The organism is Allohoeflea poritis, assembly GCF_027889715.1.
GTDB lineage: Bacteria > Pseudomonadota > Alphaproteobacteria > Rhizobiales > Rhizobiaceae > Hoeflea_A > Hoeflea_A poritis.
The window spans coordinates 437592-452350 of sequence record NZ_JAPJZH010000001.1 but is presented as its reverse complement, the minus strand read 5'-3'; the positions used below and the strand labels follow the sequence as shown (position 1 = coordinate 452350).

The 14759-nt window shown below is 59.3% G+C and carries 14 protein-coding genes; 2 read left to right on the top strand and 12 right to left on the bottom strand.

Translation table 11 applies throughout. From position 1 onward, the window contains the following. Positions 1-402 precede the first annotated feature (402 nt). Complete coding sequence (locus OOZ53_RS02305) at positions 403-1662, bottom strand: NAD(P)/FAD-dependent oxidoreductase (RefSeq protein WP_271087682.1); 1260 nt, start codon at positions 1660-1662, stop codon at positions 403-405. Positions 1663-1731: 69 nt separating this feature from the next. After that, positions 1732-2625: a dihydrodipicolinate synthase family protein gene (locus tag OOZ53_RS02300; protein ID WP_271087681.1), complete on the bottom strand. Its 894-nt coding sequence runs from the start codon at positions 2623-2625 to the stop codon at positions 1732-1734. A 280-nt stretch (positions 2626-2905) separates the two neighbouring features. Here OOZ53_RS02300 and OOZ53_RS02295 point away from each other — a divergent pair, with 280 nt between their 5' ends. Continuing rightward, positions 2906-3577, top strand: coding sequence for a GntR family transcriptional regulator (locus OOZ53_RS02295; RefSeq protein ID WP_271087680.1), 672 nt, complete (start codon positions 2906-2908; stop codon positions 3575-3577). Between the two features lie 19 nt (positions 3578-3596). Here OOZ53_RS02295 and OOZ53_RS02290 read toward each other — a convergent pair whose 3' ends face one another. The 3 genes from OOZ53_RS02290 to OOZ53_RS02280 all read right to left on the bottom strand — a co-directional run bounded on the left by OOZ53_RS02290 (position 3597) and on the right by OOZ53_RS02280 (position 5729). Further along, positions 3597-4178: a hypothetical protein gene (locus tag OOZ53_RS02290; protein ID WP_271087679.1), complete on the bottom strand. Its 582-nt coding sequence runs from the start codon at positions 4176-4178 to the stop codon at positions 3597-3599. 127 nt (positions 4179-4305) lie between these two features. Further along, positions 4306-4623 carry a hypothetical protein gene (locus tag OOZ53_RS02285; protein WP_271087678.1) on the bottom strand — a complete coding sequence of 106 codons (318 nt, stop codon included), beginning with the start codon at positions 4621-4623 and terminating at the stop codon, positions 4306-4308. A 158-nt stretch (positions 4624-4781) separates the two neighbouring features. Next, a complete protein-coding gene (locus tag OOZ53_RS02280) occupies positions 4782-5729 on the bottom strand; it encodes an AraC family transcriptional regulator (RefSeq protein ID WP_271087677.1) in 948 nt (315 codons plus the stop codon). A gap of 161 nt (positions 5730-5890) precedes the next feature. Between OOZ53_RS02280 and OOZ53_RS02275 the strand changes: the two genes are divergently transcribed. Then, entirely contained in the window at positions 5891-6826 is a 936-nt protein-coding gene (locus tag OOZ53_RS02275; RefSeq protein ID WP_271087676.1) for an alpha/beta hydrolase, read from the top strand. A gap of 24 nt (positions 6827-6850) precedes the next feature. Here OOZ53_RS02275 and OOZ53_RS02270 read toward each other — a convergent pair whose 3' ends face one another. The 7 genes from OOZ53_RS02270 to OOZ53_RS02240 form a co-directional block, all read right to left on the bottom strand. Further along, positions 6851-7510 (bottom strand): cupin domain-containing protein, encoded by a 660-nt coding sequence (locus tag OOZ53_RS02270; RefSeq protein WP_271087675.1) that lies wholly within the window; start codon positions 7508-7510, stop codon positions 6851-6853. A 106-nt stretch (positions 7511-7616) separates the two neighbouring features. After that, a complete protein-coding gene (locus OOZ53_RS02265; RefSeq protein ID WP_271087674.1) occupies positions 7617-8810 on the bottom strand; it encodes an MFS transporter in 1194 nt (397 codons plus the stop codon). 164 nt (positions 8811-8974) lie between these two features. Next, positions 8975-9775 (bottom strand): class D beta-lactamase, encoded by an 801-nt coding sequence (gene blaOXA / locus OOZ53_RS02260; protein ID WP_271087673.1) that lies wholly within the window; start codon positions 9773-9775, stop codon positions 8975-8977. A gap of 144 nt (positions 9776-9919) precedes the next feature. Then, positions 9920-10936: a hypothetical protein gene (locus OOZ53_RS02255; RefSeq protein WP_271087672.1), complete on the bottom strand. Its 1017-nt coding sequence runs from the start codon at positions 10934-10936 to the stop codon at positions 9920-9922. 138 nt (positions 10937-11074) lie between these two features. Further along, positions 11075-12760, bottom strand: coding sequence for a L,D-transpeptidase scaffold domain-containing protein (locus tag OOZ53_RS02250; RefSeq protein WP_271087671.1), 1686 nt, complete (start codon positions 12758-12760; stop codon positions 11075-11077). 196 nt (positions 12761-12956) lie between these two features. Next, the gene (locus OOZ53_RS02245) at positions 12957-13676 is read right to left on the bottom strand and encodes a hypothetical protein (RefSeq protein WP_271087670.1); all 720 of its coding nucleotides are present in this window, start codon (positions 13674-13676) and stop codon (positions 12957-12959) included. A gap of 89 nt (positions 13677-13765) precedes the next feature. Continuing rightward, positions 13766-14698: a VOC family protein gene (locus tag OOZ53_RS02240; protein WP_271087669.1), complete on the bottom strand. Its 933-nt coding sequence runs from the start codon at positions 14696-14698 to the stop codon at positions 13766-13768. Between the last annotated feature and the right edge of the window lie 61 nt (positions 14699-14759).

The window sequence follows — 14759 nt, the reverse complement described above, 5'->3', positions numbered from 1 at the left end:
GGCCCAATATGTACGCGTTGGGTCCGGACAATTCCCGACCGCCAATTGGGAGACAATTGATCGGACAGCCCAACATCCTGTGAGCGGCCCGGCCAGGAACGTCTCTGACGCCCCGACCGGAAAACCGTGAGGCACGCAGGGCGCTGTAAAAGCGGATGCATGTGCGACAACAGCAAGCGGTTAGCGGACCTTCCGGTCTGTAGAGCCGCACAGGCCGGAAGCGCCGTCTAACGGGGCAACGGCCAAGCGGACGCGGGCGTTAAGCAGTGTTCGCGAGAGGCCTAACGGTCGACGCGGAAAATCTGATTGGCGACCACGTTTGAACAGGGGGGCGCTGGCCGAGGCCAGCGTCTTTCCTCTTTTTGGGGACAGCAAACCTGCGGCCGATTGCCCATTTCCATCCTAAAATCGATCCGCCCTGAACGGCCGCAGATCGATTGACGCATCCTCGTTATCCACCAATTGCGAAACCAGCATTGCCGTGCCGGCAGATTGTGTCAGGCCCAGATGACCGTGTCCGAAAGCGTAGATGACATTGTCGCTTTTCGTGGAGGGGCCGATCACCGGCAGGGTGTCGGGTAGGGAAGGCCTGAAGCCCATCCACTGGGTGCCGCCTTCCGTTTGCAGATCAGGCAGGAAGGACTTGGCCTTTGCGAGCAAAGCCTCGGCGCGTTTGAAATTCGGCGGCGCGGTAAGGCCGCCGAGTTCGACGGCACCGCCCACGCGTATGCCTGAATTCAGTTTCGAGATAACGAAGCCGTGGGCACCGAAGGTCAGTTGCGTCCGTAACTCGAATCGGCTGTCAGGCAAGGTCGTGTTGTAGCCGCGCTCGGTCTCAAGTGGAATCCGCTCCCCCAACGTCTCGGCGAGCTTGTGCGACCATGCGCCGGCGCACACGATGACCTTGTCGGCGCTGAATTGTCTGCCGTCCGCACATTTGACACTGGCACCGTTACTCTGCGGCTCGATAGCGACGGCTTCTGCCGTTTCGATACGGCCGCCACGATTGTCGATAATGTCGGCTATGGTCAGCGCGTATTCCAGAGGGTCCGAAATCGAATACCACTCGGGTGAGAACGTGGCGGAGACAAAGCGTTTGTCGAGGCCGGGCTGATATTGCGAAATGGCGTAGGATCCGTGGATATGCTCGAAAGGAATGTCGCAGCGTTCCCTGGCGTTCCAATAGGGCAGGGATTCCTCGAATTCGGAGCGGCTCTCATAGAGTTGCAGATTTCCGTCGCGCCGAAGCATGCTGCCGGTGCCGGTCTTTCTCAGAAACGGCAGCAGCGCGTGCTTTGAAAGGTTCATCAGGTCCGACTGCGCATATATGCCGCTCTCGACCCGTTCGGGCCGGCAGGCGCGCCAGAAGCGCACCATCCAGGGCAGCAATTTGAAGGCGTATCGCGGCGGTATCGATAGCGGGCCGAGCGGATCGAGCAACCAGCGGGGCGCCTTGCGCATGATGCCGGGTGTCGCCAGCGGGATGATCTCGGAAAATGCAAATGCACCCGCATTGCCGCGGGAGGCTTCGGCCGCTGGTCCCTTGCGGTCCAGGATCAGGACGGAGTTACCCTTTTGCTGTAGAGAGAAAGCCGATGAAAGCCCCACAATGCCGGCCCCAATGACAATGATATCCGGCCGGCCGTCGCCTGCAGTGTTCATAATTCGCCCAGTTATCCCCGCTTTCCGCGCTCCGTCGCGGAAACCGGCGCACTATTCTCCTGCCCCGCGTCAAAATTGCGGCAAAGACGGGCGGCTTTCAACTGCAACTTTTATTGTGTGCTCCACATTTTTCCTGTGTTCGCCGGACAGGGGCTGGCGCGGCATGCGCACGCGATCGTTGGAGCCGATCTCGATGACCTCGGCGAGTTTGATCTGCTGAACCAGGAAGGTCGACACATCGAGGTCGAGAAGCGGCCGGAACCAACGGTAGATCGCCAAGGCCTCTTCGTATCGTTGCCGGCGGATCAACTCGTATATGGCAACGGTTTCTTTCGGGAACGCGACGACAAGGCCTGCAATCCAGCCCACGGCACCGGCAGTCAGCGCTTCATAGGCGAGATTGTCGACGCCGGTGAAGACCGCATAGCGGTCGCCAAGCCGGTTGAAGATCTCGGTCGTTCGGCGGATGTCGTCGGAGCTTTCCTTGATCGCCACGAAACGCGGATCGTCGGCAAGTTCCTCCATCATGTCCGGCGTGACATCGACGCGGTAACCCACCCGGTTGGAATAGATCATGACGGGCAGATCGGCGGCCTGCGTGATGGTCCTCAGATTGGCGATCGTCTCCGACCGGCTCGTATGGTAGATCGGCGAGGGGACGATCATGATTCCGTCCGCGCCTGCGCCTGCGGCCCGTTTGGCCAATTCGCAGGCCTCGCGTGTGCCGGGCTCCGAAATGGTCAAGAGAGCCGGTTTGTCCGCGGTCGCCTGTTTGCAGAGTTTCAGAACTTCGAGGCGTTCTTCATGCGACAGCATGTTGCCTTCACCGAGGCTGCCGCAGGCCACGAGACCATGACATCCGGCATCCATCTGATAGGCGAAGCAGCGTTCCATCTCGGCGTGGTCGAGGCCGCCGTCCTGCTTGAATTTGGTCGTAACCGCCGGAATGACACCCTGCCACATATCGAACCCTTTCCTGGCTGACTGGAACCGTGCCGGCTCTTCACGGGGAGCGCGGCCATTCCGCAAAGTCACAAGGGATCGCGTTTCGCGATCAGCAGCGCACACTGAGAGGAAAACAACCCTTGAGATCAACGGAATATCAAGATTGGATCCAATATTCAATATCCTATTGTGGCAAAGTATGCTACGAATACATCAACGCCCATCGCGATCCCGGCTTGGTTCAGCTTGGAAAAAAGGCGCAAAAGTAGATATTAGCCGAAGAAACCGGAGAAAACTGTTGAAGCTGCGGTCTGTTGATATCGGCAAGACCACGTCGGCCGCCTCCATCGTTTTCGATTCATTGCGTCAGGCAATTATCGAAGGCGAATTGGATGATGGCGACCCGCTGCGCCAGGATGAAATCGCAGCGCTGTTCAACACCAGCCGCATTCCGGTCCGCGAGGCGCTGACACGGCTGGAGCAGCATGGGCTGGTTGAAAACCGGCGTTATCGCGGCGCCGTGGTCGCGGGCATATCGGTCGACGAAGCTGCTGAAATCTTCGATTTCCGAAGTCTGCTCGAAGGAGAAGTTATCGCCGCCTCCGTCTCGAGGATGACGCCGGCATCATTGCTGGAGGCACGGCGGCACTTCCAGGACTTCATGGACAGCGACGATCCGCTCGAATGGGGCGAACTGAACCGGCGCTTTCACTATGCACTCTATCGCGACAGCGGGCTCACCTATCATCTGAAGGTCATTGACAATGCGCTCGACCGGGTTGAGCGTTACCTGCGCGCGCAGCTCCTCATGACCGACGGTCTGGATCGGGCGAACCGGGAACATCTTGAAATACTGGAGGCCTGTGAAGCTGGCGATGCCTCACGCGCTGCCGAATGCACGCGTCAACATATTCAGGGAGCCAAGCGCACGCTGATCGCTTTCCTGGAAACGCGCGCAAACGACGCGTGACTGTTTCTTCGGCTGGCTGCTACTGCAGAACCTCGCCCGCTTCGATAAGCGCGGTGCGGCAAGGCGGCGAAAGCCGTTGCTCGTGGACCTTCAGGCAAAACAGGATGTTGCCCTGACCGACCGGAAGGTTCGGGCAAAGGACACGGTAGTCGTGCTGGCAGGCGCGTGCCGCGAGGCGCATTTCCTGCCGAAGCGACATGGCGGGCTTGCCTGACGCCGGCGTCCGGCTGGCCGTTGCGGCAGGCGCTGCGGCTTCGGTTTTCGGCGCTTCAGTTGTCTTCGCAGCGTTCTCGGTTGCCTTCTCGGTGCCGCCAGCGGCTGGTGTGCCGGCCGATGACGAAGCCGATGCGCTGGAGCCCGAGCCGTGATCGACGGCCTCTACGGCGGACTTGCAAGCCGGTGAGAGTTTCGCCTCATGCTGTTCAAGACAGATCAGCGCATCCATTCCGCCCGTCGGCACGCTGGAGCAATTGGCCCTGTAGTCGGAAACACAGCTTGATCTTATAGCCTGCTGCTGCGCCGGTGTCGGCGCCTGGGCCAAAGCGGACACCGCCGCTACGGAGCATGCCAGTGTAATCGTCGACAACAATATCTTGCGCATTTGGTCCTCTCCCTTGTGCGGCTGGCGCTATCACAGCTAATACGCGCGATAGTTTCAGCCCTTTGCGGCGTGACTTTGGCGCACGCGGCAAAAAACGATCATGCCCGATTGGATGCGGTCAACTGTTTCAAAAGGCCGGTTCCAGCCGGTCCCGTCTGGCAAGATAGAAGTGATCGGCTGCTGCGCTGTCGGATTCAATGCGGTCGGCAAGACGACGGAAGAGCAGGGCACAGAACGGATCGCTGCTGTCGCCGGAAAGGTGAACGGCGCGCTTGTCGCGGTAGCTTCCCACAAGATTGCCCTCAAGTACGATGCCTGTAACCTCGAAGCCATAATCATGAATGCCCGTTTCGCCCACCAGCAGCGCCGTACCGTTGCATAGCGCGACCTCCGTATCACCAAGAGCGAGCGGCAATTCTTCAAATGAAAACTCGGTATCGATCATCAAACGACCTGTCGGTTTGCAGAGAGGACAATTACATCTTCACCGCGACAAGTCGCGGCACCGTGGAACGGTTGATGTAGATGGATGCTGATCGATTTATACCGATTTGGTATATTCAGGCAATGCCAATTGGGCAATACGGACTGGAGCGCCTGGCTTTATTGCAGCCTCAGGCGCGTTTCCGATGGCAGTTCATCGAATTGCTGCTTGTAGAATCCGGAGAAGCGGCTCCAGTTCCAGAAGCCGCTGCGCGCCGCCAGATCTCCGATGGAACTGTCTATATGAGTCCGGGAAAGCAGCATCCTGCGTACACGATTGAGCCTTACCGTCCGCAGATAGCGTGTCGGGCTCATGTCGGTGTGCCTCGAAAAAGCCTTCTGGATCGTCCGCTCGCTACAACCCAATCGGGCGCGGAGCGATGCGTAGTCGATCTCTCCATCGGGTTGTTCGAGCAGCAGCGTCCGGGCCTGTTCGAACAGCGCTGAACCATCTGCCGCTTCGGGTCGGCTCCAGGCGGCAAGCGCCTGATGCAGCGAAAGCTGCGACAGTACAGCCGATATGAAATGCCGGCCGACCGGAATGCCTCCGAGGTCTTCAGCGCCGTCCCGATCGGCTGTCAGCCCGCTGCGAAGTATGCGCATGGCGCTGGTGCGCAAACTGTCCGCCAGCGATGGCGCGGTTTGGACACACAGGCCTTCAGTCGTTTCAATCGGGCTCGGCAGGTTTTCTCCCTCGCTCCATTGGGCAACATGCTTATGCTCGAGGCAAATTGCCAGAATAGTCGCGCCGGCCGGGCTGAACATGCTGAGCTCTGCGCCCGGCGGCGTGAGAAACAGGCCCGACTGGTCAAGTTCCTGGCCATTGACCATGAACGGCCGGTCGCCATTGATGACAAGCCCAATGCTGACGGCATCCTTCGGGCAGCCGATGCGCTGCTCGAGTGCCTGGTTGGCCGTTTCAAGATGCAGCGAGATGCCATTGTCCAGGAAAGCGGAAACAAATCGGCCCCGGAAGGCGCCAAATGAGAGCTGACAATATTCCTGATCGTGCCCGCTGAGTTGTTCGGACTGCGCATCGAAATCGTCGAACCGCTGGTCACTCACCATAAGCTGATGTTCGTTTTCAGGGCAATCCGGCGCGTAACTCACTGAAAGAAAGTCCTTTTTAAGTCGTCATCCGAACCTGCTGCCGCCGCTGCGCGGATAACGGTGCGGGCCTTTCGCGAGTATAATGATGCCTACGCCAAGGACACAATATGGAGGAGAAGATGGACAGGCGCAGATTTCTGAAGGTTGCAGCGGCCGGCTCGGCAATGGCTGCCGCATCAGGCATGGTAGCAGCGAAGGCACAGGCTGGATCAAAGACAGCCTTCGTTTTCGTGCACGGTTCATGGCACGGCGGCTGGTGCTGGGGGCAGGTTGAGCCGATCCTGAACGACGCCGGTCACATGACGGTGGCGATCGATCTGCCGGGACATGGCTTGAACGCCCGGCTGCCTGGAACGTTTGGTGCCCGGCCGCTCGATGCGGCTGCCTTTGCGACCGATCCGTCACCATTGGCCGGCATCGGCATTGCCGATTATGCAGCGGCAGTGGTTGTCGGCGCCGAACGGGCAAGGGCCGCCGGTGCCGAAAAGGTGATCGCGGTCGGTCATTCCATGGGCGGCGTTCCGATTACCTTTGCCGCCGCCGGTTCTCCGCAGCTCTTCGACGGGCTGGTCTATGTTGCCGCGCTCGCCCCGGTGCCCGGCAAGCCGGCCGGCGCCTATCTTCAACTTGAAGATCAGGCGAAGAACAGCAAGCTGGGCCCGGCGCTCGTGGCGGATCCGGCGGTCATCGGTGCATTGCGCATCGATACGCGATCCACCGATCCCAAATACCTTGCACTGCTGAAGGAAGCGTTGGCCGCCGATGTGGACGACGGCCTGCTTGCCACCGTGATGCATCTGCTGACACCCGATGCGCCCGTATCGATTTATGGCGAGGCAGCCGAGTTCTCCGATGGCTTTGCCGATATCAAGCGGACTTATATTCGCTGCACGCAGGACCAGACCGTGGTGCCGTCCACCGGCGCCGCCATTGTCGCGGACATGAACGCGGCCTGGCCGTCGCAGGAAACAAACCTGATCGATATCGAGTCGTCCCACGAGGTCATGTTCGCCAAGCCGGCGGAACTTGCAAACATGCTCGCCGGTCTCGCCTGAGATCGCATGTCTGGCTCCTTCCGGTCAGGAGGGAGCCAGATGTCCGCTTTTCATGTAAATCAGGCAGCCTTCGTCGGAAAACGGCGTATGCTCGGACAGATGCGGGTTCCTGATCCAGCTTCCGGCCGGATAGCTGCCGTGTTCGTCCTGCAGTGTGCCTTCCAGCACGAGGATTTCCTCGCCGCCCGGATGCTGGTGCAGACCGGCGCTTGAACCGGGCTCGAAACGCCACAGCGCGACGGTCTCGCCGGGCACCTGGTGCAGCGGAAGAACGGAGATGCCTTCTGCAGGGCCGGGCTGGAAGTCGGCACTGCCCGTGTCCACGAGTTTTTGCTCTTGGTCCGCTTCATCGAACTGGTGCAGCTTGACGAATATGGTGCAGCCATTTTCGGTATGCGGCTTGTGGCTGGTGCCGATCGGATTGCGCACATAGCTCCCGGCTCCGTAGTCGCCGCTCTCGTCGGAAAACACGCCGTCCAGAACCAGATATTCCTCGCCGCCGCCATGGGTGTGCGCGTCGAAATAGGAGCTGGGGGCAAAACGCACAATGGTTGTTGCCCGGGCCACCTCATCGCCAATGCGGTCGAGCATCATCCGATCGACGCCGTTTGCAGGCGAATGCACCCATTCGTAGTCTTCCGGCAGCACCACCGCCCGGCTTGCAAAATCGTCACGAATGCGCATGCGCTTCTCCCCGTCATGATGCCATCATCGGAACCAAACAATTAGCGGATAGGGAACGCAGGTCAAATGTGGCAGGCGCCCCGCATCGGATGCGCGACCATCTCAGTCAACGCGTGCCGGTGACGGTGGCATCGCGGCGGGAATCCGCTCCGCGTGTGGCAAAAAGGGTTAGGAGTGCGCAAAACGCAAAGCCGGCGCTGACGAAGACAACGGCCCGGTAGTCGAAGCCGGTCGCCACGAAACCCATCGAGATGCCGCCAATGGCACCGCCGAGAAACAGGCTGTTGACATACATCGAAGTCGCCCTGCCTGTCCGCCCGCCGGAAAAACTCTGGACGAATGTGATGCCGACACCGGCAAACAGGCCGTAATACAGGCCCTCGAAGGCGGCGATCGCAATCATTTGCGGCACTGTTCTGATTTCCGAAATCGCCATGAATGTCGCCACGGCTATGATGGCAGCGATGTACAGGACGTTGCGTTCGCCGATGCGCTTTGCAAGCAGGCCGGCCGCGAAGATCGCCGGCACTTCGACAAAGCACTTGGTCGAGAAGGAAAGGCCGGGCGCGTAGTAGGGCAGGCCGACTTCCTGTACGAAAAACAACGGCATCGCCATGATGTAAAGAGAATTGGTCAGCGAGAAGAACAGGCACGCCGCCGCCGCGATCAGCAGCAAACGATCCGAACCGAGGCCGCCTTTTTCGGTTTTTGCCTGGCGCGGCGGCGAGCGGAAATCCTTCGGCACCGCGAAATTCCAGACCGCGAGCCAGACAAGTCCCAGGATGGCAGAGACAATGAACGTGGTCTGGAAACCCCAGATCCCTATGATCGTGAAGGAGAGCGCCGGACCGATCATCCAGGCAAGGGAGGCGGCGATCCGCAGCCAGGAATTGAAGATCGTCGTGTCCAGCCCCGACTGTTCCGCGTGCAGCCGCCCATAGGTGAAGGTCGTCGACAGCGCTGCATTGGACAGGCCGAGAAAGAGCGCTCCGCCGGTCACCAGCAGGACATAGGACTGGACGAAGGCGAGGCTTGTCGTTCCGGCCAGAAAGCAGACGATTGAGACAAGCAGAAGCTGCCGCACATTGGTTCCGCGATCGATGCGCTCGCCGAACAACCGGTTGACGGTCATCGTCAGTGCGATGACGATGCCGGAATAGATGCTTACATGCCAGGGTTCTCTGCCCAGCCCCTCGACGATGAACAGGCTCATCATGGGCACCAGCGAGGATGCGCTCAGCCCGCCCATGAAGACAAGCATCAGGATCAGCAATGATTGCCGGTCAGGCCGGACTGCCATGCGCACGGCTCAAGGTCTCCAGGCAAAGGGGTCGTTTGTCGACGAATCGGTGCTGCAAGCGAGATATGCTGCGGCCATAGCGTGTCGGGGCGAAACCGGTCAAGGCCGCGGGGGCGGCGGTTTCGCTTCAAATGCCATCCGGTATGCAACCTCGCATGCGCTGATCAGCCATAGACACCCAGTTCCTTCAGCAGCGCGCGCATGAGGATTTCCCGCTTGTCGGCGTCCTTGCGGCCTTCCATGTCGATCGTCAGCGCGAAGACGAAGGCCGCACCATCCTTCTCGACCCATCCGACCCACCATCCGATTTGCGGTTCCGCCGATACGCTCCAGCCGGACTTTCCGTAAAGCGAGGCCGGTCCGCGCCGTTCGATCAGAAGCATGTCCCGGACCGTATCCTGGTTCTCTTGCGAGGCCGGCAGCGTTCCGGCGGCCAGGCGGGCGACGAACGCAATCTGTTCTTGCGGGCTGATGGCAAGCGGGCCGCGAAGCCAGAAGGCTTTGGCATTGTCGGCAGTCGCGCGGTTTCCGTAGTCGAACCGCTTGAGCCATTCCGCATAGGCCTCGCCGCCGATGCGATTGGCAAGTTCCTGAAACACGGGAACGTTCGAAACCCTGATGGCTTCCCGCATGTCCATGTCCCGCTCCCAGGCCTTGATCGGCTGCGGCTCGCCGCCATAGGGGATGACCTCATCCTCGTCGCGGACGGCGCCGGTTTCCAGAGCGATCAGGCTGTTGGCGATCTTGAACGTCGATGCGGGAATGCGGCGCTCTTCGATCCTTGACGGATTGACGGCATGCACCGCGCCGGTGACAGGATCGAGAAGCACGAACGCACCCGCAACATTCTGTTCGGCGAACAGGGCCTCCAAATCGGGATGATCGACAACCGGATAGGCGTCGTCGCCGAATGCCGGTGGAACGATCGCCAGGAGGAATAACAAGAAGAAGTACATTCGGTTCATCGCGTGTTTCCGAAGTAGGGATGTCGTACGCCTATTGCCGGTCAATCATGTCAAAAATAGTTTTGCAACAGACGCCACGCTGACTGATTGCGGGGGCAACCATTATTTTGGGTGCAAAAATGCGGGATTTCGGGGTCGCCGCTTCTATTGTGCGTCCGGTAATATGAACGACGCTGCACGCAGACGGATATCATCGCTGATTTCACGGCGGTTCTGGCCCTCCATCGCTTCCCGCCGTTCTGTGTCGATGAAGGCCAGTGTCGTATACAGGATCACGCCATCAAGCATTGTTTTGGATGCGATTGTTTCGATCGATACATCCTTTTCGGCGCAGATAACCCTTAATTCCCGTGTTGGAAGCTCGGCGCTCTCAATCGCACGCGTGCCGGATATGACATCGCCGGAGCATTGCCGGGTCAGTTCCTCAATATCGATGGAATCATTATCCCTGAGGGCCTGTCCTTCAACTGTGGAACTCAGAAATACACTGCCGATGAGGCCGGCTGATGAAGATTTCCAGACGACCGCATTTTCAGCGCCCAATCCGTCGACTTCCTTTTCCGACAGAAAGACGAAATCAGTCACGCCTGTCTCTGCTATCATTCCGGTTGCTATCTGATAGAGCAACGATCGGTCGTACTGGCTTGCGACGCTCGGTGGCTTGCTTGCGTGCTGCAGATTTTCGGAGGCACAGTTCAAGGTCTTGTCCAGGGCTCTGCTTGTTCCACGCAGGCTGTACCGTCCCTGGACGGTATCGCCGGTGACATACAATCGATTGCCGCGTTTCAGCGCAGTGAAGAGTTCTTCAAAATCACCCAGATGAATGACAAACATGTCCGTATCCTCGGCGACCGCGCGACCGGCAAAACTCTTCCGCCGGTCTACTGTCAGGGTTAGAGGAAACGTCTCGCCCTCCTTGAATTGAAACGCGGAATTCGCAACGGCAATGGAGATCGTGGCGTCGGAGTTTACCGACATAAAAAGTGTGTCGCCGGTTACATATTCGGCAGCGATCGCGCAATGTGTGAATCGTCCGCTGGATGCGCTGACATATCCCGCGCCGCGCCAGGCGCCGTGGGAAAACTGGGTGCCCGGTATCTCATCTGCGAATGCACCGAACGTCCAGAGAAATGCCACAATGAGCAAAACACAGATGCGCATGACCAACCTCTTTCCCATCAAATGAGCGGTTGAAGTGTACGCAAATTCAGGAATAAATAAAACCGAAAGTTGAACTCTGCCGCGCGATCACGTGGCCGGTTTCAGACAACAGTGACGTACTCGATCCCGTTTACACGATCACCGTATCACCGGTTCAACGCCGAGCGCTGCAGACAGGATTTCGTCGCGCCCGTAGACATCGCGGCGATAGTGCACCGATCCGTCCTTGTTGACCCAGGCCGTCAGATAGACGACGTGGACCGGAAGCGGGGTCTCAAGCCGCACGACCCGCCGCTTGCCGGAATTGACGATGGCATCGATTTCCGGGCGCGACATGCCCTGCGCCTGGAGAATGACTTCCGCCAGCTTCATCGGATCCTCGACGCGGATACAGCCATGGCTGAAGTAACGCGAAGCCCGATCGAAGTTCGATTTCGAGGGCGTGTCGTGGATGTAGATGTTGAACTGGTTGGGGAACATGAATTTGACGCGGCCGAGCGCATTTTTCGGCCCCGGTTCCTGGCGCAGACGGAACGGAAAACTGGACCGCGAATAGCGGCTCCAGGCGACGCCTCCGGGATCGATGCGTTTGCCGTTGGCCAGGACATGGATGTTCTGTGACGCGAGCGCGTAGGGATTGGCCTTGAGTTTCGGCAGATATTCCTTCGTGGCGATGGAATAGGGTACGTTCCAGTAAGGATTGAATTCCAGATATTCCATCTCGTCGGTAAAGACGGGCGTTCGGTGATAGGGTTTGCCGACCTGCGTCACCGCCGCATGGACGGTTTTCTCGTCCTGGACATATTTGACCACCTGATCGGCCAGGTTGACGAAGATATAGGTCTCGCCGAAGTCGGCCTGCATCCAGCGCCGGCGTTCGAGATTGAGTTCCACTTGCCGGATACGCTGATCGACCGTCGTGTTGAGTTGCTCAAGCGTCGCCGGACCCACGACACCGTCGGTCTCAAGTCCCATACGGAACTGGAAGCGCTCCAGAGCTTCGACAAGCGCCCCGTCATAGACGTCGCCCGTATGCGCGCTTTCTTCGAGGTCCTTGGATTCCATCAGCCGCTGGCGCAGGTCCGCCACGCGCGGATCGCTCATGCCGGGCTTCAATGTCTGGCCCTCCGGAACGCTTGTCCACCCGCCCGTCGCGCGCACGACGATCAGATGCATCAGATGATCCTTCATCCGGTCATAGCGGTCGGTTCCGGGCGCAAAACCGCGTAGCGCATCCATCGGGTCGGCAGCGTCGGCCACGCGCTGAAGCAGCACATCCGCGGAAATCTCTTTCGGGTACAGAATAAGTTCACGGTTGACGTCGTTTGGGCTGACACGGCCGCTGCGCAAATGCTGACCGTATTGTGTCACGGCATTGGAAAGCGAAACCTCGAAATCGGCGAGGCCGGTTTCCGCATCCTGCTGCAGCTTGGGAAAGATCCGGTCGGCCGCGTATCGCGACGGAATCAGCCCGTCTTCATGGGCATTCAGCAGCGCAAAAACCACTTCCTTCGCGTCATTGGTCGCCTTGCCGTTGCGGATCCACAATGGCTCATAGTCACGTTCTTCGTACCACAGCGCGATCTGCTCAAGGCGCCTTGCGTCCGCGCCCGTGCCTGTCTCCGGCACATATAGCCGCGTTTGCATCGCCAGATACCACTCCGGCGAGCCGCTTCGCTCATTAATGCCGGTCTTGCGGATGACTTGCTCGACAGTGGTCGATTCATCCTCGGATTGTGCCTCTGAATTCTGCGCCTGAACCGACACCGCCGCAAAGACGGCGACCGACGCGCCAAGAAAAGCGGAAAGGATCGTGTTCTTCACGGTCTCTTCTCCCTGTGGCCCGGAGCATGCTGCCGCCAGCAGCGCGTGCCCGAAACTCTTGTCCACCCTCGTAAATTTCGAATCCAAGGCGACACCAAAGCGTCGCAGATGTCAAATGACATCGCCGTCAGATTGTCGTGCGGGTAATGTGATGCGGAAACGGGTGGCTATGGCATCCACGCTCCGGTTCGCTCCATCACTGGATGCCCGCTATAATTTTCGCCAGATTGGCGAGATCGTTGGGGCCGGCGATCGTAACGGTCAGCCGCTGGGGACTGGCGGCTTCGACCCCCACCGACTGGTAGGCAAAACCGGCCGTTGACAGCTTCTCGGGCAATGCCGTCAGCTTCGGGTCCTTGTTGAAACGGTCCACCGCCTGAAAATAGAGGTTCTGCATCACGCGGTCGCCGCCGATCGACGCGATCAGGTCGCCGATGCCGTCAATCGTCAGCGTGTCGGGCTCCAGGTAAAGGCGACCGTCCCGAATCTCGGGCGTAACACCAGCAGTGATCGTGGCCGTTTCGGACCCGAGACGCGTTTTCAAAAATGAGGTGCAGACCCAGGCTTCGGCGCTGACGGTCGCCGCCAGAACGAGAAGCTGGCCGTTCGCGCCGACAGCCGCCTCCGGCACTTTGATGCGCAACTCGCAGGCGCTGATATTATCGTCGGCGAGCGACTGAAGCTGTTCCTTCAGGATCGGCGCAAGGTCCTGCGTTCTTGCCGCGACTTGCAGCAACAGCATGTCATCATCACCCGCTGCCGTCTGGCCGCTCAGAACGACCGGAAGTTCCAGGGATTTGTCTTTGATCTTGACGGGCAGGGGACCCTCATACAGCGTTGCCGAGTCAGACAGCGCCGGCGCGCACAGAGCCCATGTCGCCAGTAGCAGTATGCACACCTGCAATCGATGCATCATGCTTCTCAATCGCCTCCCATCGTTTCTGCACTTGTAACGCAGTTTTACGATGGCTGCGGTAAAAAATAATATTCTTTGCAAACAACATGCTAATCGATAATGGGCGGCAGGTCGCGTTCAAGCGTTTCGCGAAGATGCGCATGTTGTTGGGGCAGTTTGAGCGCTTCGCCGAGATGGTCACGTTCCTCATCCCTGTCAAAGCCCGGTTCAGCAGTGGCGATTTCGAACAGAACGCCGCCGGGAGTGCGGAAATAGATGGCCCAGAAATAGTCCCGGTCGATCACCGGCGTCACCGAGTAGCCCGCATCGACAAAAGCCTCACGCACCTCCAGTTGCTGTTCGCGGTTATCAACCGCAAAGGCGATGTGGTGCACCGAGCCGGCCCCTTCGACAGCGGGCTCCGCACCGGGCATTGCCGAAATGTCAATGATATCCGCTCCGTTGCCATCGGCCAGTCTGAAGCGCTGGTTGTTGCCTTCACTCTCAGCTGGCGCGTAGCCCATGAGCGTCAACAACTCGGCCATCGGACCGGGCTCGGCCAGCCGCAACGTGGCGGAATGGAAACCCCGGATCGCGTCGTCCGCTGACACATCGGAGCCTTCCCACGGGATGCGGTTGTCGCCCGGCTGTTCAACCAGCGCAAAACCGTCGCCATCCGGGCCGCGAAAACCGAGTCGCCTTTCGCCGAAACGGACCGCCTCGGTCAGACCATCCAGGCCCAGACCCTCCAGCCGGTCCTGCCAATAGGGCAGCGAGCCCTCCGGCACCGCAAAGACGGTGGTTCCGACTTCCCCCGTTCCGGCATGCGCGCGTTTGATGTCCGGAATCGGGAAATAGGTCATCACCGCGCCGGGCGTTCCCACCGCATCGCCATAGTAGAGATGATAAACTTCGGGCCTGTCGAAATTCACCGTCTTCTTGATACGGCGAAGGCCGAGAACCTGCGTGAAGAAACCGTTGTTCTGCAGGGCATCGCTCGCCAGCGATGTGATGTGATGAAGACCTTTGATGTGTCGCTTCATATCGCCCCCGTTATCGCAATTTTGCGGTATTCAAAGACTTCATTATGGAGCGGTGAGCGTA